This is a genomic window from Gemmatimonadaceae bacterium (assembly GCA_035533015.1).
Taxonomy (GTDB): domain Bacteria; phylum Gemmatimonadota; class Gemmatimonadetes; order Gemmatimonadales; family Gemmatimonadaceae; genus JAGWRI01.
Genome location: DATLUQ010000011.1, coordinates 1 through 23,641, shown reverse-complemented (window position 1 = coordinate 23,641; position 23,641 = coordinate 1). Strand labels below are relative to the sequence as shown.

Below are 23,641 nucleotides of genomic sequence, written 5' to 3'. Positions count from 1 at the left end.
GTTGGCCATCGCCCTCCTCGCGCCCGCGCTGGCCAGCGCGCAGCGGGCCGACACGTCGGCCTTCTACCGCGCGCTCGACCTCGAGGGTTCCGGAAACTACCGCGCGGCGGCGCCGCTGTACCGCACGGCGCTGCAGGGCCCCGACCGCGTGAACGCCATGCTCGGGCTCGAACGCGTGTACGCCGAGCTGCACCAGACCGACTCGCTGCTCGTGCCGCTCGACTCGCTCATCGCGCAGAATCCTACCGAGCCGGTGTTCCGCAGCGTGCAGCTGCGCGCCTACAGCATGCTGGCGCGCGACGACATGGTGCGTCGATCGTTCGAGGATTGGGTCCAGGCCATTCCCGGCTCGGCCGATCCGTACCGCGAGTACGCGCGCCTCCTGCTGCAGAACGGCCGGGCCGTCGAGGCGGACTCGATCATTCGGCTGGCCGGGCTCGCCTTGGGCACCACGTCGTCGCTCCAGATGGAACTCGCGGAGTCGCGCGCCGCGCTCGGCCAGTGGGCGTCGTCGGCCGCGGCGTGGCGAGGCGCGCTGGCCGCCAATCCGGATCTCGACCAGGCGGCGGCGTACGCGCTGGCGCCGGCGCCGGAGGGCGCGCGCGACTCGGTGCGCGCCGCGTTCCGCTCGCTGCCGGTGGATCTCGGCGCGCGCCGCGCGCTGGCCGAACTGGAGATGAGTTGGGGATCGCCCGGCAACGCGTGGGCCGCGCTGCGGGATCTCCGCCCCGACAGCGCGAGCATCGATGCGTGGCTGGACTTCGCGGCGCGCGCCGGAGCCGAAGAGCGATGGGCGCTGGCCCGCGACGCGTACGTGGCCGCGCTGCACGTGCGCGCCTCGCCCACGCTCGCCCTGCAGGCCGCCGCGGCCGCGCTCAACGCCGGCGATCCGCAAACGGCGCTCGCCCTCGCCCCCGCGTCCGGCGTCGATTCGGCCAACGCTGCGGCAACGGTGCTGCCGCTGCGCGTGCGGGCGCTGGCGGCGGCCGGCAAGCCGGCCGAAGCGGACGCGCTCGTGCAGGGCTTCGCGCACCTGCTGCTTCCGGTGCAGCTCGAAGCGTTGGAACGATCGGTGGCGTTCGGCTGGGTGCGCACGGGGAATCTCGAGCGCGCGCGGGCGGCGCTCGATCGCGCCGGCCCCGACGCCGACTCCAGCGACGCGGCGGGATGGCTGGCGCTCTACGAGGGAAACCTGTCCGGCGCCCGCGCCATGCTCCGCAACTCCACCGACGCTTCCCCCGAACTGGCCGAAGCCTTGGGGCTCATCACGCGCATGCCGGAAGACAGCGCTCCCGACGTGGGGCGGGCGTTCCTCGCCCTGGCGCGGCTCGATTCGACCGGCGCCGCGACCGCGTTCACGCAGGCCGCGGCCGGCCACGCCGATGCGGCGTCCGCGCTGCTGTCCCTGGTGGCGCGCATCGACGAGGCCCGCCACGCCGACAGCGCGGCGGTGGGGATCTGGGCGCGCATTCTGAAGGATTTTCCCGACAGCCCCGAAGCGCCGGGCGCGGAGCTGGCGTGGGCACGCCAGTTGCGCCGCAGCGGCAACGCGGCCGGCGCCTTGCAGCGGTTGGAACACATGATCCTCACGTATCCGGAGAGCGCGCTCGTGCCGCAGGCGCGGCGCGAATTGGAGTTGGCCCGTCAGTCCATTCCCGGGGGCGGCCAGGGTGGCGGACGCCCTGCGGCCGCGGCGGTGCAGGCATGAGGCGGCGCGACTGGCTGCGGCACATGGCGGTGGCCGCCGTGGGGGCGCGCTTCGTGCGGCTGCCGCGGTTCGACGTGGCGCACGTGCTCGTGCCCATGGATGACGCACAGGCCGACCACCTCAAGGCGTACGGGCTCACCTTCGGGGCGCTCAAGGCCGGGCTCAAATCGGAATGGCTGCTCAACTATCGGGGCGGGTCGTTCCTGTTGCCCGACGTGGAGGAACTGCGCACGGAGGCGGCGCTGGACGGCGTCACCGTCGAGCCGATGGACGACGCCAAGCTCGCGTCGGTGCGCGCGCTCATCCAGGACTCGAACATGGACTCGGTGCCGCTGGAGAAAGCGCCGCGCATCGCCGTGTACACGCCGCCCGATGCCGCGCCGTGGGACGACGCGGTGACGCTCGCGCTCAAGTACGCGGGCATCGCGTACACGCCGGTCTACGACGACGAGGTCGAACACGGCGACCTGAGCAAGTACGACTGGCTGCACCTGCACCACGAGGACTTCACGGGGCAGTTCAACAAGTTCTATCTGGGGTACCGCGACGCGCCCTGGTTCATCGAGATGGTGCAGACCGCGCTCACCACGGCTCGGAAATATGGGTTTGCGAATGTGCCGGCGCTCAAGAAGGACGTCGCCGACCGCATCCGCCAGTTCGTGACCAACGGCGGCTTCCTGTTCGCGATGTGCGGAGCCACCGAGACGCTGGACCTCGCGCTGGCCGGCCACGACGTGGACATCGCGCAGCCCTTCTCCGACGGCACACCCATGGACCCCGACGCCGACCGGAAGATGGACTGGTCGCGCGCCCTCGCCTTCCGCGATGCCCACCTCGAGATGTCGCCCTACGTGAACTCGATGAGCGACATCGACGGCCACCAGGTGAACGACCCGGCCCGCCGTCAGCCGCTGGGCACGTTCACGCTGTTCAACTTCTCGGCCAAGTTCGATCCCGTGGCGTCGATGCTCGTGCAGGACCACCGGAGCGTGATCAACGATTTCTATGGGGTCACGACCAGCTTCACCAAGACCACCCTCAAGCCCAGCGACGTCGTGCTGGCCTTCGAGGAGGGCACGCCGTGGGTCAAATACCTCCACGGCGACTACGGCAAGGGAACGTGGACCTACTACGGCGGCCACGATCCCGAAGACCCCGAGCACGCGATCGGCAATCCGCCCACCGACCTGTCGCTCCACAAGAACTCCCCCGGGTACCGGCTCATTCTCAACAATGTCCTGTTCCCGGCGGCCAGGAAGAAGCCGCTCAAGACGTAGGACGCCTCAACAGCAACGACACGCGCAAGTGCCAGAACTGCAATCTGACGGATGAGACGGATGCGGCGGATCTGAACGGCAACAGCAACTCACTCGTTGGAACTGCTCCACCATCCAGATCGCGACCCTCTGCGGCAAGATGATCCCGCCCGCCGCGCCTGAACTGTGGTGCCCGCCGCCCACGGGTTAGGTTTGTGGCATGCCGGAGTCGCGCCTCAGCCCCAAAGTCGCCGCCGCGCTGCGCGCGGCGATCGGACTTGCCGGGGGCCGCGAGGTGTGCTTCGTCTGCACTGAAGACGCCGACGGTGTGTTCCAGACCGGCCGCGTCGTCTCCCGCGGCGACGTCACCAGCGTGCTGGCCCTGCCCGGGTTCGCGCAGCGCGGCGAGATCCTCGTGCACAACCACCCCTCGGGCGTGCTCGATCCCTCGGACGCCGACCTTGCCGTGGCCGCGCGCCTGCACGACGACGGCATCGGCTTCGCGATCATCGACAACGCCGCCTCCCGCCTGTACGTGGTGGTCGAGGTGCCGCACGAAGCGCAAGCCCGGCCCATCGATCTCGACCAGCTGTCGCGCGACCTGGGGCCGGGCGGCCCCGTGGCCGGCATCCACCAGCGGTACGAAGACCGCCCCGCGCAGCGCGAGATGGCGCGGCTGGTCGCGCAGACGTACAACGACGGCGGCGTGGCGATGCTCGAGGCCGGCACCGGCATCGGCAAGTCGCTCGGCTACCTCGTGCCGGCCCTGCGTTGGGCCGCCGCCAACGGCGAACGCACCGTCGTGTCCACCAACACGATCAACCTCCAGGAACAGCTCGTGCGCAAGGACCTGCCCTTTCTCGCGCGGGCCCTCACCGACCAGAAGGTGCGCTTCGCCCTGCTCAAGGGCTGGCGCAACTACCTCTGTCTGGCGCGGCTCGAGCAGGCGCGGGCGTCGGGCTCGTCGCTGTTCGAGGACGGCACGCAGGACGAACTCGAGTCGATCGCGAAATGGGCGCGCCGCACCACCGACGGCTCGCTCAGCGATCTCGTCACGGCGCCGTCGCCCGAGATCTGGGACGAGGTGGCCGCCGAGTCGGACCTCTGTACGCGCATGCAGTGCCCGCATTTCAACGACTGCTTCCTGTTCAAGGCGCGCCGGGCCGCCGCGCAGGCCGACGTCGTGGTGGTGAACCACCACTTGCTGCTGGCCGACATCGCCGTGCGCCGCGCGTCGCAGAATTGGCAGGAGGCCGCGGTGCTCCCGTCGTACCGGCGCATCGTGATCGACGAAGGGCACCACCTCGAAGACGCCGCCGCCGCTCACCTGGGCGCGAGCGTCACGCGCCGCGGCCTGCAGCGCCTGTTCAATCGGCTCGAGCGGAGGGGGCGCGGCCTGCTGCCCACGCTCGTGGCCCGGCTGTCATCGGCGCGCGACCTGCTCGGCGAGGCGAGCCTGGACCTCATCGGCAAGCGCCTCGCACCGTCTGTCCATTCGGCGCGAGACAAGAGCGCCATCCTGTTCGACGTGCTCGACGAGCTGCTGGCGCAGTCGGGCGGGCAGGTGCTGCGCCTCACCGACGACTTCGCGCTGCACCCCGCGTGGCGCGGCGGGCTGCGTGTATCGCTGGAGAACACGCTGGGCGAGCTGTCGCTGCTCGATGAGGGGCTGACGCTGGTGCGCGAGCGCCTCGAGGGCAGCCAGCGCGCGGAGGACGCGGCACCGATGCTCGCCGAGATGCGCGCCGTCTCCCGCCGACTGCAGGGGGCCGGCGATGCGCTGCGCGAAGCACTCGATCCCAACCCGGGCAGCGAGACCGTGCGATGGATCGAAGCGCGCGGCCGAGATCGGGCCGTGGCCGTATCGAGCGTGCCGCTGGACCTCGCCCCCATTCTGCGCGAGGATCTGTTCGCGCGGGTCCGGACGGCGGTGGTCACGAGCGCCACGCTGGCCGCCGAAGGCCGGTTCGACTTCATGGCCGGCCGGCTGGGGCTCACGACGTCGGACCTGGAGCCGGTCACGCGCATCCTGCCATCGCCGTTCGACTACGCGCACCAGGCGCTGCTCGCCATTCCCACCGACACGCCCGCGCCCAACCGCGACGTCGAGCGCCACGCACACGCCGTGGTGCGCATGCTGCTCGACCTCGCCGATGCGTCCGATGGCGGCGTATTCGTGTTGTACACCAGCCACCGCGAGGTGCGCCGCGCCGCCGAACTGCTGCGCGCCAAGAACGTGGAGCGCCGGTGGCCGCTACTCGTGCACGGCGAGGACTCGCGCGACCGCCTGCTCACGCGCTTCCAGGAATCGGGGCGCGGCGTGTTGCTCGGCACGACCTCGTTCTGGGAGGGGGTGGACGTGCCGGGCGAGCCGCTGCGCGCGCTGTTGATCGCCAAGATTCCCTTCCGCGTGCCGGGTGAACCACTCACCGCGGCGCGCTGCGAAGCCATCGAACAGCGGGGCGGGGACCCATTCGAGGACTACATGATCCCCGACGCCGCGCTCAAGCTCAAGCAGGGATTCGGACGGTTGATCCGCTCGGGTACCGACCGCGGGGCCGTGGTGATCGCCGATTCGCGCATCGTCACGGCACGGTATGGCGCCGAACTGCTGCGCGGACTTCCGCCGGCGCTCCGGGTCATGGAGCCGTGGGAGGACCTGCGCCCCGTGATCCGCCGCTTCTACGCCGCGGACTAGCGCCGACAACGGCCGGCCGCGTCCGGTGAAGGGGCCGCAAATGGCCGGTGGCCTCGCCAGCCGCTAACTTCCCGCTATGCCCGCCTCCGCTCCGCTGCCCTTTGCGCTTCCGTCCAAGATCGTCTGCGTAGGGCGCAACTACGCCGAACACGCCAGGGAACTTGGCAACGACGTGCCCGCCGAGCCGCTGATCTTCCTGAAGCCGCCCTCGAGCCTCATTCCGGCGGGGCAACCCATCGTGCTCCCCGCGATGTCAAAGCAGGTGGAATACGAAGGGGAGATCGGCATCCTCCTGGGGCGGTCGCTCAGCCACGCGTCCGAAGACCAGGCTCGCTCGGCGATCGGCGGCGTGTTCGCCGCCAACGACGTGACGGCACGCGACCTCCAACGGTCCGATTCGCAGTGGACCCGCGCCAAGGGGTTCGACACGTTCTGCGCCGTGGGGGCGCCCCACGCCCCGCCGGCCGACCTGTCGTCGCTTTCCGTGGTCACCCAAGTAAACGGCACGGAACGCCAACGGGGGTCGGCAACGCACATGGTCTTCACGATTCCGGCTCTGTTAGCGTATATCTCAAGGGTGATGACGCTCGTGCCGGGCGACCTGGTGCTCACGGGTACGCCGGCCGGCGTCGGGACCCTTGCCCCGGGCGACGAGGTACAAGTGGACGTTCCGGGCTTCAGCACCGTTCGCAACCCCGTCAGGATGCACACCTAGTGCTCAAGACCGCGCATCGCCTGGACACCCTGCCCGAGTACGCCATGGCCCGTGCCACGCAGCGCAAGCGCGAGCTGCTGGCGGCGGGCGTGGACGTGATCGATCTCGGTCCGGGCGACGCGGATCTGATGCCGCCGCCCGCAGCGCAGCGGCGGCTGGCCGAGGCGGCGACCGTGCCCGCCATGAACCGCTACGGATTCGGCATCGGGCTCGTGGAGTTCCGTGAGGCCGTGTCGGCGTGGATGGCCAAGCGGTTCGGACTGCGGTTCGACCCGATGCGTGAAGTGGTGCCGCTCATCGGCAGCAAGGAGGGCATCTCCCACCTCGCGCTGGCGTACGTCGATCCGGGGCAGGCCACGATCGTGCCCGAACCGGGCTACAACTCGTACGCCGGCGGCACGCGGCTCGCCGGCGGCGAGGTGTACACGTACGCCCTCCGGCCGCGCACCAACTTTCTCGTCGAGCTGGACGACGTGCCCGCCGACGTGCTCCGCCGGTCGCGCATCGTCTACCTCAACTATCCGAACAACCCGACGTCGGCCGTCGCCCCGCGCGATTACCTCGAACGCACGGTGCGCCGCTGCCGCGAGTTGGACCTCCTGCTCGTATATGATAATGCATATAGCGAACTGACGTACGACGGGTACGTGGCGCCGAGTATCTTCGAGATCGACGGCGCGCGCGACGTGGCCATCGAATTCCACTCGATGTCCAAGACCTACAACATGACCGGGTGGCGCTGTGGGTGGGCCGTGGCCCGGCCCGAGATCGCGGCCGCGCTCGCCCGCGTCAAATCGTTCACCGACACCGGTTCGTTCCAGGCGGTGCAGGCGGCGGCCGTGGCGGCACTGGACAGCTACGCGGAGTTCGTGCCGGCCAACGTGGCCGTGTTCCGGCAGCGCCGCGACGCTGCCGTGGCGGCGTTTCGCGCGGCCGGTTTCGAATGCGAGACGCCGCGCGCCACGATGTACCTGTGGATCCCGCTCCCCGAGGGAATTCCCAGCGCGCTGTTCGCCGAGCGGCTGCTCGAGGACGAGGGGGTGATCGTGCTCGCCGGCTCCGGCTTCGGCCAGGGGGGCGAGGGGTTCTTCCGCATCTCGTTCATCACGAATCCCGAGCGATTGGGCGAGGCGGCGCGCCGCGCCGGCCGCGTGCTCCAATCCCTCACCGCGGGCGTGACGTGATCCGGCAATTCGATCGCCGGAAACGGTCGCCCGGCGGCTTCGCGGCATCGATTGCCCTCCACCTGGCGATTGCGCTCCTGCTTGCGCAGATGGTGTTCCGATATCCCATCGGGATCCTGCTTGGCGGGTACTCGGCGGCCGAGCACATCAAGCCCGAAACGCTCCACTACGTGCGGGTGGGACAGGTGGCGCCGTCGTCGGTGCAGACGCCCGCCAAGGCCGCGGCGTCCAGGGCCGGACGACCGGCGCCGCTCGTCGCGCCTACCGCGATTCCCTCACAGGTGCCCGTGACGATCCCCACCGCCGTGCCGCCGGCGCAGGCGGCCGGCGGTACCGGCAATGGACTGGGCGTGCCGGGCGGGGCCGGCGTCGCCACCGGCGTCGTGCCCGCGCTGCCCGACGCCCGCATCAAGGTGGAGCCCGGCTACTTCGCGTTGCCGCTCAAGACGCCCGCCGAGAAGATCGACAGCATGGTGGCCGACGTCTACGGTGCGATGCTCGATTCGCTCGAGGCCGCGGGGCACCAGCGCACCCCCGGCGACTGGACCGTCACCAAGGACGGCAAGAAGTACGGGTGGGATCAGCAGGGCATCCAACTCGGCAAGTTCATGATTCCGAATGCGCTGTTCGCGTTGCTGCCGCTCAGGCTGCAGGCCAACCCCACGTTGAACAGCCGGTACGACGAGGGGATGCGCGAGGACCTGCTCTTCCACGCGCAGATGTCCGTGACCGAGGACGAGTTCAAGCGAGCGGTCGAACGCATCCGTGCGCGCAACGAGAAGCTGCACGAAGCGCGGGAGAAGGAGCGGGCGGGAAACGCGGCCCCGCCCGATTCATCCTCGCACTGACGCGCCCGGCGAGCCCTCAGTCGGCCGGCAGCGGTTCCGGCGGCGCGGGTTCGTTCTCCACGAACGGGCGGAACACCCCGCAGACCACGCCCAGAATCGCGAAGTCGTCGGTCGGGCCCACTTCGATGGGCGGCGTCGTCGCCGCGCCTTCGAGCACGATCGTCGCCCCGCGGTGGGTGAGCGTGCGTACCGTCGTCAGACCGCCCACGCGCGCCGCCACGATGTCGCCGTCCTTGGCTCGCGCCGACGGTGACACCATCACATAGTCGTTGGCCAGGATGCCGCGGCTGCTCACCGCGTCGTCCGCGGCGCGCAGGAACACCACGTCGTCGCCCGGCAGGAACCGGCGGTCCATCGTGATGTAGCGCTTGGTATGGGGCAGCGCGCCGGCTTCGCCCGCCGCCGACATCGGCAGGCAGGGCACGGGCTGCGTGGCGCCGGCCGCCGCGAATCCGAAAATGTGCACGCCGCGCGAGCGCGATTCGTCGCGCTGGATGTACCCCTTGCTCTCCAGCGAGTGCAGCAGGTCCGACACCGTTTTGGTGGACTTGATGCGGAACTTCTTCGCGATCTCGCGAATGCTCGGCTGGTAAGTATGTTCGGCGAGGAAGTCTATCAAATAGTGATAGACGCGCCGTTCCAACTGGGTAAGTGGCTCCGTCATCGGCCGGCCTCGTCCGCGGCGGGGGCGCGCCGCTGCGGCAAGCAGCGATCGCGTGCTCCGCGTTCGGCCACGAATGTACGGCTTTTTGCGGCGGAGGGTCAACATATGTTTCCCCGGCAAAGCCGTCGGGATTAGCCCGACGGTCGCGTGGCCGGCCCCCCGCCGAGCGGCCCGACCCGCGGTCACGCGCTGAGATGATGGATTGCCGCGTCGATGCGCGCCAGCGATCGCTCGCGACCGAGCAGCACGAGCACCTCGAAAATGCCGGGGCTCACGCCGAGGCCGGTGAGTGCCACGCGCAGCGGCTGGAATACCTTACCGCCGCTCAGGCCTCTGGCGTCGGCCAGCCCTCGCAGCGCCAGTTCCATCGGCGCGGCCTCCCACTCGGCCACACCGGCCAGCGCGTCGCGGGTCGCGTGCAGCAGTTCGGCCGCGGCGGGCCGGTCGCTCCACTGCTTGGCCTCGGCTGCCGCGTCGTAGGTGATCTCGTCCTGGAGGAAGGGCGCGGCCTGCCGCACGATGTCGTCGATCGTACGTGAGCGCACTTTGAGCTGGTCGAGTAGCGACAGGTACCACTCGTGCCGCTCCCGCAGCTCGCTCGCCGTGGCCAGCCCTGCCTTGACGAGGGCCGGCGTCACCCGCGGCTCGATCTCGGCGCTCGCGAGCAGGCTCAGATGCTGTCCGTTCATCCATTCGAGCTTGGCCGTGTCGAACACAGACGCCTTCTTGAGCAACCCGTCCACGCTGAACAACTCGATCATCTGCGGTACCGTCATCACCTCGATGTCGCGGCCCGGCGACCAGCCGAGGAGGGCCAGAAAGTTGAGCATCGCTTGGGGGAGGATCCCCATGTGCTGGTAGTCGGCCACGGCCGTGGCGCCGTGCCGCTTGCTCAACTTCTTGCCGTCCAATCCGTGGATCATGGGCAGGTGCGCGAACGTCGGCAGCTCGGCGCCCAGCGCGGCGTACAGCAGAATCTGTTTGGGCGTGTTCGAGATGTGGTCGTCGCCGCGCATCACCACCGTGATCCGCATGGCGATGTCGTCGGACACCACCGCCAGGTTGTAGATCGGCGTCCCGTCGGATCGGAGGATCACGAAATCCTCGATGTCCTTGTTGGGGAAGCTGATCGTGTCGTGCACCAGGTCGGTCCAACTCGTCGCGCCGTCGGGCACGCGAAAGCGGATCACAAATGGCATGCCCGCCGACACCCGGCGGTCCACCTCTTCGCGGGGCAGCGCATCGCACCGCCGGTCGTACTTGAACGACTCCTTGCGCGCCTCGGCCTCGGCGCGCCGCGCGTCGAGTTCCTCGCGGGTGCAGAAGCAGCGGTAGGCTGCGCCCGCGTCGAGCAGCCGGCGGGCGTCGGATTGGTGGCGTGGCAGGTTGGCGCCCTGGTACACGACCTCTTCGTCCCACGTGAGCCCCAGCCACTCCAGTCCTTCGAAGATCGCGCGCGTGCTCGCTTCGGTGCTGCGCGCCTTATCGGTGTCTTCGATGCGCAGCAGGAACTGGCCGCCGTACTTCTTGGCGTAGAGCCAGTTGAACAGCGCCGTGCGCGCGCCGCCCACGTGGAGATATCCGGTGGGGCTAGGGGCGAAGCGGAGGCGGGGGGCGGTCATAGGGAGAGAGTAGGAGAGTAGGACGGTAGAAGGGTAGGAGGGCAGGAGGGTAGTAATAAGGAAGACGGCGAGACGGTCAGGCCGTCCCGCCGTCTCACCAACCTACTCTCCTACCCTCGTACTCTCCTACAATTGGTATGTGCGTTACCCCCGGTCGGGGTCTGGTCCCCCGCCTTGTATACGATCTCGGCGGGGAGTACACGGAGACGGAGGGATTCGAACCCTCGATAGAGCTTTTAGGCCCTATAACGGTTTAGCAAACCGCCGCCTTCAGCCTCTCGGCCACGTCTCCGGCGGTGCGAGAGGCGGAATCTAGACGTGGGGGGGGCGGGGTTCAACCCGATTCGGTCGTGGGAGCGTTCGGCTTGGCCGAGGGGCGGCCGTCGGCGGGCATGCGCTACGGCGGACAACGGAGGGCACAGGATTCGAACCTGTAAGCCGCTTTCGCGGCGCCGGTTTTCAAGACCGGTGCAATAGCCGTTCTGCCAGCCCTCCCAGACTCCTAAGATCGCGGGCCGCGTCGGTCCGCGCAACACACACGAAAAGTCGCTTGCTTCAGAGTGAGAGCGCTACGCGAGAACATCCACACGATACTGGAATACGCGGCTATCTGGGGTGCCGCGGGCGCCGACCACCAGGGCCTCGTTTCGTGCTTTGGGGTAAATTTGGGGTAACCTTCCGGCGCCTTGATCCATTTCCGGACAACGCCTGCTCGATGGCCTTCGCGTGACGCCGCCCTTCAGTCGCATCGGCGGCGTAGCGCATATATCGCTCGGTCGTCAACACGGTGCTGTGCCCCAGGAGGTCCCGGATTACCGTGGAATGCAGACCGGCACGGGCGCAGGCGACCCCGAAGGTATGACGGAGACTGTGAAGGCTGCGCGTCGCTCGAATCTGAGGCCCACGCTTCCTCAACTGCTCGAGCTTCCGCACGTCTTCAACATTCGGCTTGCCATCGGAGGCGGCGATCCGATTCTCGATCGTTGCGATTTCATCTGCTGTACCCGCGCCGTCATCGTGGAGTCCCGCGGCGATACAGACGGCCTCGAAGCAGCGGTACGCGTCGTCATAATGCCGTAGCTGCGTGGGGAAGACGAAACCGGTTGGCGTACCGCCGTTCGCGAGGAACACCCCAAAGATCTTCGTGGCCCGTGGAGTGAGCGGCAGCTGCCGCTCGCTTGTTCGCGACTTGAGGTGGTTGGCGGGCCGGTCCACGACACGAATGATACCCCGCGTGAGGTCTACGTCGCCACGCTGCAGATACTGCATCTCGGTGATGCGAAGCCCCGTGCGGTACAGGAGTTCGAACAGCGGCCACCAGTCGGCTGGACAATGGCTTCGCACTCTCTCGAGTTCTTCGGGCTCCAGGTGACGGTCTTGATCGCTGTACTTGGGTTCCGCGCGCTTCACCAGGCGCGGGCGGTTGAACTCGAACTCAGAGCGATGATCAGCAATCCAGTGAAAGAAGCTGTAGAAGGCTGTGAAATCGCGATTGATCGTAGAGGGCGATGCCCCTCCCGCGATGCGCTTGTCGGCGAACGCATCCAACTTGTCGCGAGTGAGGGAGGCAAGAGACGCCTCGCGTCCTTTCAGAAACAGGAAGAGTTCACCCCAACTGTCCTCGTAACGCTCGATGGTTCCGGCGGCGAACGGCCGGCCAGTGCGCGGCGACGTCGTACCCGGCAGCTTCAGCCATACAACCCAGGCGTCGTAGAGAACCTTCAGACTCGGCGCGGTGTGAGCGCCAACGCCGAGGTCCTTGAGGGTCAAGCGGCGCGCCCCTCGATCGCGGACACAGTGGTGAACCGTTTGAAGATCGATCTCGCCGCTCGCGATGCATTCAAGTATGTCGCGGCGGCCATCATCCCGAAGAGCCTTCAGGGTGTCGTGGTACGCGCTCGCATCGGTCTTCTTGGCGCCGACGGTGACGCAGATATACGGGAAGCCTCGCCACCTGGCGATGACGCGATACCGTCCGTCGCGATCCTCAATCACGGGCCGGCTCACGTCTGTGTGCCCAGAGCCAAGCTGCTACCTGCGCGGCGGGCCACGTCCGCCCGGGTTCCCTGGACGATTGGCTCGGAATGTCGAGCGTGCCGACATGGCGAGTCGGTACGCGAAGAAACCGGCCGACATCGTGCGCGTTCATCATGCCTCCGTGCATGCCAAACGAGGTGCAGAACGAAGCCAAGGGAGTCGGGTCAAGCATACCGGTCGTCTTGCTGATCAGGTAACTCCGGACAGAATGTGGGTCGTACCGCACCCGGCGTTCGGAAAGTTCGATCCGGGGAATCGGCAACACATAGACCTTCTTCTTGTCGATCCGGAGGATTCCGGCCACCTCGCCCGGCATCAATAGCTGGCGAAACTCCAGGAGCCATCCGAGTAGTTCCTCCGCACGCTTGGGCGCCCGGTCCGGCGGCGGCGAGTCCGTCGCACGCGGAGACCTATGGGAGACTCGCAATTTCCGTCTGGGCATTGTGTCGGTCGAGAGAAATCAGACATTGGGCATGATTGAGAAAACTAGCACACGTACGCGTAATGCGTGATCTCCCATTGGGCGCCATCTGGCGCCCGTGATTTCAAGTACTACACGGTCGCCTGCCCAGCGCGAGTGCGACTGGAACCATGGCGCGTGGAAGGCAGCTCGCACCCGAGGAGCCGCCGCGTCGGCCTTGACGAACTGGCATTCTCATGGAAGCACATTATCAGCGACATGGGCTGACGTCGTTGGTGAGCGCCGCGACCAACCCCCATCGTCCCGCGAGACCGATTCTCCCACCTGAGCATGCCGCGGGCGCGAAGCGCTACTAGGGGGATTCCCGGGTGGCGGAATCGCCAGGCCAGGACGCGCGGGACCGCACCATTAGGTGCTCGACGCGCATATATGAACCGGCAAGTCAGCCATGGCGGATGCGTCGGTGCCCGTGGGTCCTGCGAATTGGTGACGGCGCGCACGGGCGTTTCCAGAATCCCCTACGCTCGTCATTATCCGATGCCCAATGAATGGGACGACTTCCTAGCCGGTACGGGAAGTGGCCGCCGGTCGATCCCCAGACTCAAACCGCCGTGCCCATTATGAAGAGGACTGTGTTGGCTCAAGGCGGCGGCTCATTGCGACGCCGGCTACCGCTGTTGATCGCGGCGGTGCTCCTGGTCGGAGTTTCGAGCTTCGCCGCGCTCGCCTACCGCACCACGAGCCAGTCGCTCATGCGCGCGGCATACGCCCGCCTCGCCAACCTGGCTCAGGAATTCGCGCCGCAGATGGCAACGCAGATCGGCACGCGCATCCGAGCACTGGAAGGCGTAGCCGCCGATCCCGCGATCGTCGCGCAACTCCGCGCCGGCGCCGGCCGCCCGGCCACGAACGCCACCTCTTTGCTGCAGACGGTAGCCCGGGATACGGCCGGCGTGCTGGTCGTGGAACTGCGTGACAGCACCGGTCGGGTGGTCACGGCTCTCGCCAAGGGCGTGCCGGTCACGCCCACGGACGATCGCTCGCGCCAGACGGCGGAAATCGACACCACGGCAGTCAGTCCTCTGTATGCGCGAGGCACGGGCGTCGCATTTGATCTCCGTGCGAACGTCGTCGCGGATGGGCACCTCGTGGGCCAGATCGTGCAGGTTCGCACCGCCGAGACCTCCAACGCCGCGGGCACGAAGACCGTCTCGCAGCTGATGGGGGCGGACGGTGCGCTCCTGTTGGGCAATGCGGACGGCACGCTCTGGACCGATCTTCGAGCGACCATTCGGCGGCCGGCGCCCGGGCCAGGTCTCGCGCGGTACACCCGCGACGGACGCCCGCGCCTCGCGGCCACCGCCGCGATCCCGAATACCCCGCTCGTGCTCGGATTCGAGTTCGATGCGGCGCACGTCGCCGATCCCCTCCACGCCTTGTTATGGGAGTACGCAGCCCTCGCCGCGCTGATCGTAGCGATCGGGGCAGCGCTCGGCTGGTGGCTGAGCCGCGGCGTGACGGTCCCGCTGGCGTCCCTGACCAGCGCAGCCGAAGCCATCAGCGCGGGCGATTTTGCGCACCCCTCGCCCGCCTCGGACCGGGCGGATGAAATCGGGAGGTTGTCGCGAGCCTTCACCCGTATGACCGGCGCCGTCCGCGACGCGCGGGATCACCTGGAAGATCAGATCGCCCGTCGAACGGCAGAGCTACGCGACGCCCAGGCGGAGCTGGTGAAGCAAGAGCGGCTGGCGACTCTCGGGCAGCTGTCGAGCAGCGTCGGCCACGAACTCCGGAATCCTTTGGGCGTGATGGCGAACGCAGTCTATTTCCTAGACGCCACCGTTGCCTCGCCCCATCCCAAGACCACCGAGTACCTAGGGATCCTCCGACAGCAGATTGGGCTTTCGGAAAAGATCGTCTCCGATCTGCTTGATTTTGCGCGCATCAAACCGCCGCAACGCGAGGCCGTCTCGATTGCCGGCCTCATCGGAGATCAACTCCAGCGCGTGACGCTCCCGGAATCGGTGTATCTCGATCGCAGCGCAGTGAGCGCCACCGACGTGCTCGTCGACCCGGTGCAAATCGGGCAGGTCGTCCTGAACTTACTCACCAACGCCGTCCAGGCGATGGAAGAGACCGGAGGTACACTCGCGCTCCGCACCGAGGCGACGAACGGCGTGGTACGACTGGTCGTGCGCGACACGGGCCCTGGGATCGCCCCGGATCACCTTCCGAAGATCTTCGAACCGTTATTTACCACCAAAGCCCGGGGCATTGGCTTGGGGCTTTCAGTCTCGCGATCGCTCGCGCAGGCGAATGGCGGCGACATCAGTGTGGTCAGCCACTTGGGGGATGGCGCCACGTTCACGCTGCAATTGCCGGCGGCATGATGTCGAAGCGCATCCTCGTGGTCGACGATGATCGCGCCATGGTGGCGACACTCTGCGACATTCTGGAATTGCGGGGCTGGGAAACGGTCCGAGCGTACGACGGCGCCGAGGCATCGGCCCTTGCGGAGGCTCATGCCGTGGATGTCGTCCTGATGGATGTGCGCATGCCAAAGGTCGACGGCGTCTCGGCGTTGCGCGACATCAAGACCCGGCGACCCGGAACGCGCGTCGTCCTTATGACCGCGTATGCGGCGCAAGAGTTGCTGGCCCGGGCCGAAGCGGAGGGTGCGCTTCAGATTCTCCGGAAACCCGTGGAGCTCACCGATCTGTTCGCGCTCCTGGACGAAGCGGCGAAAGAGGCACGGACGGTGCTCGTCGTGGACGACGATCCGGCGTACCTCACGACACTGGCCGACCTCCTGGCCGATCATGGGCTGGTGCCCACGAAGGCTCGGTCCCTTCCCGAAGCGCTCGCGCTCCTGGAACAAGACGCCCCAGGGGCGGTTATCCTCGACTTGAAGCTGCCGGGCGTGGAGCAAAGCGCCGGGATCCTCGCCATCCGGCGCGTCAGCCCATCGGTGCTGTTGGTGTTGTACAGCGGCCATTCGGCGGCGCTTGCCGAGACCGTGCAAAGCTCAGCGGCCAACCTAATCGATGCGGCGTTTATGAAACCGATCCCGGTGCCCGAACTGCTCGACGTGCTCGACGGTCATGGAACGCGCTGAGTCGCCGTCCGTCTTGCTCGTCGATGATGACGACGCCCTCCGGGGGACGGCGGTCGACATCCTCCGGCTGCATGGATTCGCTCCCCATGGGGCGCCAAATGGCCGCGCCGCCCTGGCATTGCAGGCGAATCTCCGACCCGCGCCGATCGTCGCCGTCGTGGACCTGCGCCTACCCGACATGAACGGGCTGGATCTGACCCGCGAGCTCCGCCATGCTGACCACGAGTTGCAGGTCGTGATTCTCACCGGCAACGCGACCGTGGAGACGGCCATCCGCGCGCTGCGCGACGAAGCGTGTGACTATCTGCTCAAACCCGTGGAACCCACGCACCTCGTGCGCACGCTGCGCCTGGCCGAGGGCCGGTGGCGGTTACGGCGCACGGAGCATCAGCTTGAGATGACGCAGCAGGTGCTCCGCGCGACATTCGATGCGTCGCCCCTGCCCATCATCACGTATGACCGCGAGCACCGGGTCACGCTTTGGAATCCCGCCGCGGCGCGTCTATTCGGGTGGACGGCGGCGGAGGCCATGCAGCAGGTCCCACCGATCGTCCTCACGGAGGACATCGATCGAGATCGCGCCCTGCGGGCGGCCTCGCTTCGCGGTGAGATGTTCGTTGGCATTGAGGCGGCCCGACGAACGCGAAGCGGGCAACGCGTCGATGTCCGCCTGACGCAGGCGCCGCTCACCGATGCCGAGGGCCGGGTGACCGGGCTGCTCGCCCTGTACGAGGACATCACCGAGCGGCGACGCATTGAGGAACATCTCCGCGAGTCGCAGCGCCTCGATGCCGTGGGACGGTTGGCGGGCGGGATGGCGCACGACTTTAACAACCTCCTCGCCGTCATTCTCGCAGAGGCCGAACTCGCGCTGGGCGCATCCGACCTCGTGCAGCCGGCCCGCGAGACGCTCACCAGCATTCGCCACGCGGCGAGCAGTGGGGCCACGCTTACCCGGCAACTCCTGACCTTCGCACGCCGGCAGAAGACGGAACTCACGATGTTCAACGCGAATGGCCTGCTCGCGGAGGCCGATCGGATTGTGCGCCGCCTCCTCGGCGAGCGGATCGAACTCCGAACCGAGATGGCGTCCGAACTCGGCACGGTCCACGCGGATCGTCAACAGTTGGAGCAGGTCATCACCAATCTCACCGCCAACGCGCGAGATGCGATGCCTGACGGGGGCACGTTCACGCTCCGCACGTTTAATCGGGACTTCGGGAGCGGACAGGCGCCGCCCGGGATGCAGGCCGGCCGATGGGTGGTCATTGAGGCAACAGACACGGGAGCCGGTATGCCGGAAGACGTGCGACGTCGTCTCTTCGAGCCGTTCTTTACGACGAAGGACCGGGATAAGGGAACGGGACTCGGCTTGGCCACGAGCTACGGGATCATCAATGGTTTCGGCGGCTTCATTGCGGTGGAGAGCCGACTGGGACGCGGATCGACGTTCAGCGTGTTCCTCCCGCGCGCCGAAGGCGTCGCGACGGAACCGGCGGCTGCCGTGAGTGATCGTCCGCTGACCGGAACCGAAACCGTGCTGGTTGTCGAGGACCAGGAGCAGCTGCGGAGCATCGCGCGCCGGGTGCTCGCCAACCGCGGCTATACCGTCCACAGCGTGGGAACCGGCCGGGCGGCGGTCGAGGTGGTCGTGCGCTTGACTCCGCCGCCGGACCTCGTGATCCTGGACGTGAACTTGCCCGACGAGAGCGGAATCGAGATCGCGCGCCGGATGCGGACGGTACTCCCTGAGCTCAAGGTATTGCTGACATCGGGGGCTGCCGGAAATCTGGGGCCGAACGCCGAAGGCTTCGCCTTCCTGCCGAAGCCATTTGGAGCAGCGGAACTCGCCCGCGCCGTGCGCGAGGCCATTGATCGGCCAGCGGAATAGTGGCTCCGCGCGGTGAATCGCTTGGACACGGCCCGGAGGGGCTTGCCCGGGACGCGCAGTTGATGGCCGTCGATACTCGGAACGGCAGCGGGACGAGAAATCCGCTGAGGATCGACCATTCGAGATCGCACGCCGATTGGATCCACTCTTGATAGAGACGGAGCCCCTAGACAGGCGGACTTGCATTCGCTCGACCGAGAACGCGTGAGCACGTTGTCAGCGGGACAACCGGAGAGTCGTTCCGCAGGGAAGGTTTCACGCGATCAGCTTCCGCGGGTCAGGTGAAGCCGCCAACGCCCATGCTCCATTCGTCGCGCTCCCAGCTTTAGCCCCGCAATACGTCGCTCGGCGGCATACGCGCTGCCCGGCGCGCTGGCAGCCAACTCGCAGCGAGCGCTACCAGGCCGAGCAGCAGCGCCACCCCGGCGAATGCCACGGGGTCGGTGGCGGTCGTCGCATACGGAAAGCCTGCGAGCACCCGGGCCGCGGACGGCGATATACGCTTCGATCAGGCCCAGCTTGAACTCCGTGCTAAAGCGGCGGTACGTCTGCGCTATGATGGCCGCCGCAGGTACGGCCTCGAAAGTCAAATCCTGACCCTGCTTCTGTCCAGCCCGTGGGGGTCACTCCAACTTCGCCCTGAATTTCCACCTGGCGCTACTGGTTAGCCTAGTGTCGGTCCTGAAACTCTGCTGAGGGCCGTTTTGGTGGTCTGACGCGAGTGACGCATCCGGGGATGGTGTTCCTCGTACTTGATCGTGCGCCGGAGGCACACGACGAAGATATTGTCGCGCCAGCAGGCCCGGCCATCCACGCTGATCTGAATGCCTTGGCCGCGCTGCAGGCCGGTGAACGCGGCGCAGGTAAACTGCGCCCCCTGGTCGGTGTTGAAGATCTTGGGCCGGCTGTACCGGTCACCTGGCTCCAGACCGCCGGCCCAGCCTCCGATCGGCGCGCCTGCCGCGTGGCCGGCATCGCCGCGTCGAGTTATCGCTACGCGTCGCACCGGCCGGCGCGGGATGCTCCGGTGCGGCGGCGCCTGTGGGTGCTGGCGGGCAGCGGCCGCGGTGGGGGAGTCCGCAGCTCCACTGACTCCTCGCGCGCGAGGGGCTGGTGACCAATCACAACCGAACCGAGCGGCTCTACCGCGAGGAGCATCTCGCCGTGGAGCGCCACCGGCGCCGGGAGCACGTGAGCATGCCCCGGATCGTTCCACCGGCACCCGTCGCGCCGAACGAGCGCTGGTCCATGGACGTCGGCAGCGACACGTTTGCCGATGGTCGGCCGTTCCGCGCGTTCACGGTCCTCGATGACCTCACCCGGAAGTGGCTCGTGATTGCCGTCGACACACATCTCTCGAGCGCCGCCGTGATCGCCGTTGTGGCGGAGCGGAGCTCGCCTATCGACGCGGGTTGCCAACCGCGCTGGTTTGCGACAATGGGAGCAGGTTTACAAACTGGAAGTTCGACGCGTGGGCCTGCCGGCGCGGGATCAAGCGCCGGTTCATCCCCCCGGGCACGCCGATGGAGAGCGCGTTCATCGAGAGCATTAACGGCAAGCTGCAGGACGAATGTCTCTCGGCGAATAGGTTCCTCGACCTCGCCGACGCCAGGATCCAGAACGAGCAGTGGCGGTGGGATTATAGCGGAGCTCGGCCCCATCACGGACTTTGCAACGCCATGCCCGAGAGTCTTGCTAAAGCATTCGTCTTAACTGCTACGTCAACCGACCCGCCATACATGCGCCCCCAAGTTGCGGGGAAGATCAGGCCCCGGTAGGCGGAGGTGGCATGCCTTCGCACCCCAAAGGGCGCGAAGGCATGCCGGCTCTCTCTACCGTGTTCAAGAAGACGGTGAGACAAAATCGTCGGTTGATTCCTATTGCCCACCAGTGGCGAGTTGCCCTCCGCGAATAGGGACGTCCGGACAGATAGGCGCATTGGTGCTCACGTGAATTGTTTCGGTGAGCGGAATTTCGTATCCCGCCGCGTCCGTCACGTCCAGCGTCAGATAAAAGGCCTCGCCATCGTTCGAGCCGTTTTCATAGGTAAAATACTGGTCGCTCGACGACACGGGTGATGTCCAATCGTATGAGTATGGAGACGAGCCGTTCGAAGCAGAGCCATACCAAGTGCAGGTCGCGAATGGCCGAACCGTCGTCGGGCCGTTGATCGCAGCATCATACGCTTTAACAGCCAGAACTACCGAGTCACGGCTATTGTCGGTGCGAATCGTCACATTCGACAGCGTATGCAACCCAGTGGAGAGCGACGCGGTGTACTCGTCGGTGGTGGCCACCTGGGTGCCGTCTAGGATCCACTTGAACGCGTATGCAGTCGTATCCCACGCCGGCTCGCTCCGCCACATCGTCGGCGCACCTTCCACGGCGGCGTTGGCACCGATCAGGGCTTGACTCGAGTTGTTGATGTGGCCGTGGATGATCTCCCACGCCAGCGGAGAACCACCGTAGTACATGTTATCCGCCGTACTCTCGAGCTCATCCACAGTGAGTGTGTCGTTACCGGGCACGGTATAAGTGCCCGGGTAACCGGTCATAAAGAAATGAGCGCCATACAAACTGGTGTCGAACGCAAAGGCGGTAAACTGCACGCCGGTCTGCTGGATTATCGTGTTATCCGTTACCGTGTCCAACACATAAAAGTTGGCTTGGGAGTCCCAGGTCAAATTGCCATGGCGCGTAGTGTCATCGCCCCCGTATCCGATACCTGCGGACTTCGAACCCACCGTATAGGGACACGGTGGCGTGATGACCTGTAGGCCCAGGCGACTATCAGTCCATGCGGAGTTGACGGTGGGCTTGCATTCGTTGTGCCCGCACCCATCGTTGTTGTTACCGCCGCCACCGCATGTGGTTTGTTGACCGTTAGGGCACCCGGTGCCAAGGGTAGCAACGACGAGCGCCGCAAAGGTAACGCTTGACAGACACTTTGAAAGCGTCATTTGTCCTCCCCATCAACACGTGCAAACTGGTCGGCGTAATTCGTTCGTAGCAGGAGCGGAATCGTGACACCGTTGCGGTGGAAGGCTAAGGGTAAACGTGGCATCGTCGTCGCATCGTCCAGGGCAAGCCAGAGTCCATACGTGGAGGCGGCAACCACATGACCGTAGCCGAAGTAAATCTCGAATGTGCTCGTCGCCGAGTGTGTATCGCGCCGAACCACTGTCGCTGGGGCCTCAAGCGTCAGCCGCCATTGGGCGAGCTGCGGTAGGTACGGCGGAGGCGGTAGTACCAATGTCGGAACCTCCGACACGCGCATCCCAGTCGCGGCTGCGACAGCTTGAGCTGCATCCTCCGGGGTGGGGGGGAAAGCCACACCACGCACCCCCGTAGATAAGAAGTAAGCCGTGGCGACGTTCGTGATAACGCTGTCCGACCGGACATACAGGTTGGTGTCTCGAACGGGAACCGCGATGCTGACCTCTGGATCCCCAGCGGAACCACAGAGCAAAACCAGCCATTGCGCTTCCACTCGTTGCTGAAGCGCGGGACCAGCTGAAGCCGGTAGCTCGGCAAATGCGTTCTCCGCCAAGTACACTCTTCCACACAGCTTGAGCGCACTCACATCAATCGGTTCGCCATTGCGATCCCACGCCCATGAGGGCTCGAGGAAGCGGCCGGCCATGTGCCCATACGCTAACGCTAACTTAGCGGCCTCCGTCGCCGACAACCCTCCCGTGTACTGGCTTGGCAGTTCGAATTCCCCGTTTGGTAGGATTGCGGCGGCGGCGGCGCCGACGACCGATCCTGTGAGGTTGGGGACTGACTCGCGGAGTGAGGGCGCTGTCGGGCGATCCAGGTATCTGCCACAGCCGGCGAGCACGATGAGAAGACATGCCAATAGCCATCCACTAGTTTGCCGCATGCGATAACTCCACGGTTCGATGGACGCTGAGCGAAGCCGCTGCTTCGCGCTCTCGGTTGACTGGGCGTCGGTTGCCCCTGACGCCATGCCTCGGCGCCAGGCCGCGCGCCCTTGCGCATAGACATATATGTGCTGGCGACTGGTGCGCTTGCGTTTCGCGGTCGAGAAGAAATGTTCCCCATTTGTCGCGCCGCTAAGCGTGGCGCAGCAACAGGTGGTCGCGGGTAACGTCCAAAGCGATCGGTTCGTCGCAGAAGGCTTCGTCATGTGATGCGTCGGTCGGACTCTGCCGCACGGTGGTTGTCGGCCCACCCTGTTACACCGTCACGATCGGCGAGTCCGTCAGGTGCTGGCGCGTCGTCGTCGCCGGCCTCGATCAATTGGCGGCGCGTCGCGAGCATCCGTCGAGCGCGGCCGTGACCTTGTGCCATTAGCCGCTGGGCCAGATGGCCCGGAAGTCGGCGACGCCTTTCTCCGGAGGCGCCTGACCGCGACCCGTAGGTCCAATATGTTGAAGGCGATGCTGCTGCGCTCAGCCTGATGCGCTGAGTCCGTGATGCGAGTTGTCGCTGAGGCCGAGGCGGGGTGGGTCGGCTTACGCAAAAGCGATGCGCAGACATCGTTCTGCGAGAGGACGGTGGGTTCGTGCTCCACCGACAACCGCGTGACCCTCACATACTTCGCCACGAAATCAAAACTCACGTCGACTTCTTGCCGATACAGGTCACAACTCTTCCGGATCTCGCGGTTCCCCATGAGCCGCGCCACTTGATTGCGCAGTCGGGCGAACTCCCACGACTCCGGCTTCGTCTGCTGTCTGCGAGACACGTGGGCGGCGTTCCACGGAACTCTGGCAAGGGTCCACGGCCACCGGCTGGGCACTGCCTGGCAGAAGTCAAACTCCCGACCCGCCTGCGCCACCGCTACCTCCTTCGCCCAGCACCAACTTCACAGCCCTGAGTTTCCACGCGTCCCGGCGTCGGGTACGCATCGGACACGTCGCTGGACCCGAGGCGCTCCACGGACAATGTCGCGCGGAACTGGAGCAGCGCTCGTCGGCGGGTCCTCGTAATGTCCACGTCTCTCGTGCGATGGCCTGGCTTATGGAAATAAGCATTAGGTCTCCCATTCTCTCCGCACAAGTCGTGGCGGGCGAGGTTGACATTATCTTAGTGGATCTGAATCACGCTATACTACGTAAGAGTCTTGAGAGGTCTTGACAGTTGGATTACACAACTTGACACCGGTGGTGCTGCCGTCGTTCTGTTCTCATTGCATGACGTGGCACGACGCCGTGCTCGCCCGGCGGTCAGATGTTTCTTGATGGTGGAGTTGATCTGATGCGCCTACTCGGCGCGCTGTTGGCGACCTGCCTTGGCTGCGGTGCCACCGCCTGCAATGAGGCACCGAGTGGTCCGGCGCGGCCAAACATTGCAGCGGCCGTGACGGGTGCCGCCACGGCTGCTCTGCAGCCCGACGGCACCTTCAAACTCGCCTCGCTCCCTCCGGGCTCGGTCACGCCCGCTCAAGCCCGTGCGTTGTCGACCGCGTACGTACACGACGCTGGCATATTCCTGGCTCCTTCATGGGAATATGATC

General features: G+C 66.5%; 15 protein-coding genes, 2 tRNA genes and 1 pseudogene. 9 read left to right on the top strand and 9 right to left on the bottom strand.

Features of this window, described 5'->3' with window-relative positions:
• Position 1: 1 nt before the first annotated feature.
• The 6 genes from VNF92_01460 (at position 2) to VNF92_01435 (ending at position 8,409) form a co-directional block, all read left to right on the top strand.
• Positions 2-1,708 carry a hypothetical protein gene (locus VNF92_01460; protein ID HVA56528.1) on the top strand — a complete coding sequence of 569 codons (1,707 nt, stop codon included), beginning with the start codon at positions 2-4 and terminating at the stop codon, positions 1,706-1,708.
• Positions 1,705-2,985 (top strand): hypothetical protein, encoded by a 1,281-nt coding sequence (locus VNF92_01455; protein HVA56527.1) that lies wholly within the window; start codon positions 1,705-1,707, stop codon positions 2,983-2,985. Before VNF92_01460 ends, VNF92_01455 begins: the two co-directional genes overlap by 4 nt.
• Positions 2,986-3,184: 199 nt before the next feature.
• On the top strand, positions 3,185-5,662 hold the full coding sequence (locus tag VNF92_01450) for a helicase C-terminal domain-containing protein (GenBank protein ID HVA56526.1): 2,478 nt from the start codon (positions 3,185-3,187) through the stop codon (positions 5,660-5,662).
• Positions 5,663-5,738: 76 nt separating this feature from the next.
• Entirely contained in the window at positions 5,739-6,377 is a 639-nt protein-coding gene (locus VNF92_01445; protein HVA56525.1) for a fumarylacetoacetate hydrolase family protein, read from the top strand.
• A complete protein-coding gene (locus VNF92_01440; protein HVA56524.1) occupies positions 6,377-7,561 on the top strand; it encodes an aminotransferase class I/II-fold pyridoxal phosphate-dependent enzyme in 1,185 nt (394 codons plus the stop codon). Before VNF92_01445 ends, VNF92_01440 begins: the two co-directional genes overlap by 1 nt.
• Positions 7,558-8,409 (top strand): hypothetical protein, encoded by an 852-nt coding sequence (locus VNF92_01435; GenBank protein ID HVA56523.1) that lies wholly within the window; start codon positions 7,558-7,560, stop codon positions 8,407-8,409. Before VNF92_01440 ends, VNF92_01435 begins: the two co-directional genes overlap by 4 nt.
• Before the next feature lie 16 nt (positions 8,410-8,425).
• On the opposite strand, the gene lexA is transcribed toward VNF92_01435, so the two are convergent.
• From lexA to VNF92_01405, 6 genes are all read right to left on the bottom strand, one after another.
• Positions 8,426-9,073 carry a transcriptional repressor LexA gene (gene lexA / locus VNF92_01430; GenBank protein ID HVA56522.1) on the bottom strand — a complete coding sequence of 216 codons (648 nt, stop codon included), beginning with the start codon at positions 9,071-9,073 and terminating at the stop codon, positions 8,426-8,428.
• Positions 9,074-9,255: 182 nt separating this feature from the next.
• Positions 9,256-10,695 (bottom strand): glutamate--tRNA ligase, encoded by a 1,440-nt coding sequence (gene gltX / locus VNF92_01425; GenBank protein HVA56521.1) that lies wholly within the window; start codon positions 10,693-10,695, stop codon positions 9,256-9,258.
• Between the two features lie 201 nt (positions 10,696-10,896).
• A tRNA-Ser gene (locus tag VNF92_01420) sits at positions 10,897-10,987 on the bottom strand.
• Between the two features lie 118 nt (positions 10,988-11,105).
• Positions 11,106-11,190: transfer RNA gene (locus VNF92_01415), tRNA-Ser, on the bottom strand.
• Positions 11,191-11,301: 111 nt separating this feature from the next.
• Positions 11,302-12,690 (bottom strand): site-specific integrase, encoded by a 1,389-nt coding sequence (locus tag VNF92_01410; GenBank protein HVA56520.1) that lies wholly within the window; start codon positions 12,688-12,690, stop codon positions 11,302-11,304.
• Entirely contained in the window at positions 12,683-13,048 is a 366-nt protein-coding gene (locus VNF92_01405) for a hypothetical protein (GenBank protein HVA56519.1), read from the bottom strand. The genes VNF92_01410 and VNF92_01405 overlap by 8 nt, the downstream gene beginning before the upstream one ends.
• Positions 13,049-13,785: 737 nt before the next feature.
• On the opposite strand from VNF92_01405, the gene VNF92_01400 reads away from it, so the two are divergent.
• Genes VNF92_01400 through VNF92_01390 form a run of 3 tightly spaced genes read left to right on the top strand, consistent with a single transcriptional unit; the run spans position 13,786 to position 18,159 of the window.
• The gene (locus VNF92_01400; protein ID HVA56518.1) at positions 13,786-15,543 is read left to right on the top strand and encodes an ATP-binding protein; all 1,758 of its coding nucleotides are present in this window, start codon (positions 13,786-13,788) and stop codon (positions 15,541-15,543) included.
• Positions 15,540-16,268: a response regulator gene (locus tag VNF92_01395; protein HVA56517.1), complete on the top strand. Its 729-nt coding sequence runs from the start codon at positions 15,540-15,542 to the stop codon at positions 16,266-16,268. The genes VNF92_01400 and VNF92_01395 overlap by 4 nt, the downstream gene beginning before the upstream one ends.
• Positions 16,255-18,159, top strand: coding sequence for a response regulator (locus VNF92_01390; GenBank protein HVA56516.1), 1,905 nt, complete (start codon positions 16,255-16,257; stop codon positions 18,157-18,159). Before VNF92_01395 ends, VNF92_01390 begins: the two co-directional genes overlap by 14 nt.
• 742 nt (positions 18,160-18,901) lie before the next feature.
• On the opposite strand, the pseudogene VNF92_01385 reads toward VNF92_01390, so the two are convergent.
• The 3 genes and pseudogenes from VNF92_01385 to VNF92_01375 form a co-directional block, all read right to left on the bottom strand.
• A pseudogene (locus VNF92_01385) lies at positions 18,902-19,072 on the bottom strand (IS3 family transposase).
• A gap of 964 nt (positions 19,073-20,036) precedes the next feature.
• The gene (locus tag VNF92_01380) at positions 20,037-21,119 is read right to left on the bottom strand and encodes a hypothetical protein (protein HVA56515.1); all 1,083 of its coding nucleotides are present in this window, start codon (positions 21,117-21,119) and stop codon (positions 20,037-20,039) included.
• Positions 21,116-21,802 (bottom strand): hypothetical protein, encoded by a 687-nt coding sequence (locus VNF92_01375; protein ID HVA56514.1) that lies wholly within the window; start codon positions 21,800-21,802, stop codon positions 21,116-21,118. Before VNF92_01375 ends, VNF92_01380 begins: the two co-directional genes overlap by 4 nt.
• Positions 21,803-23,641: the final 1,839 nt, after the last annotated feature.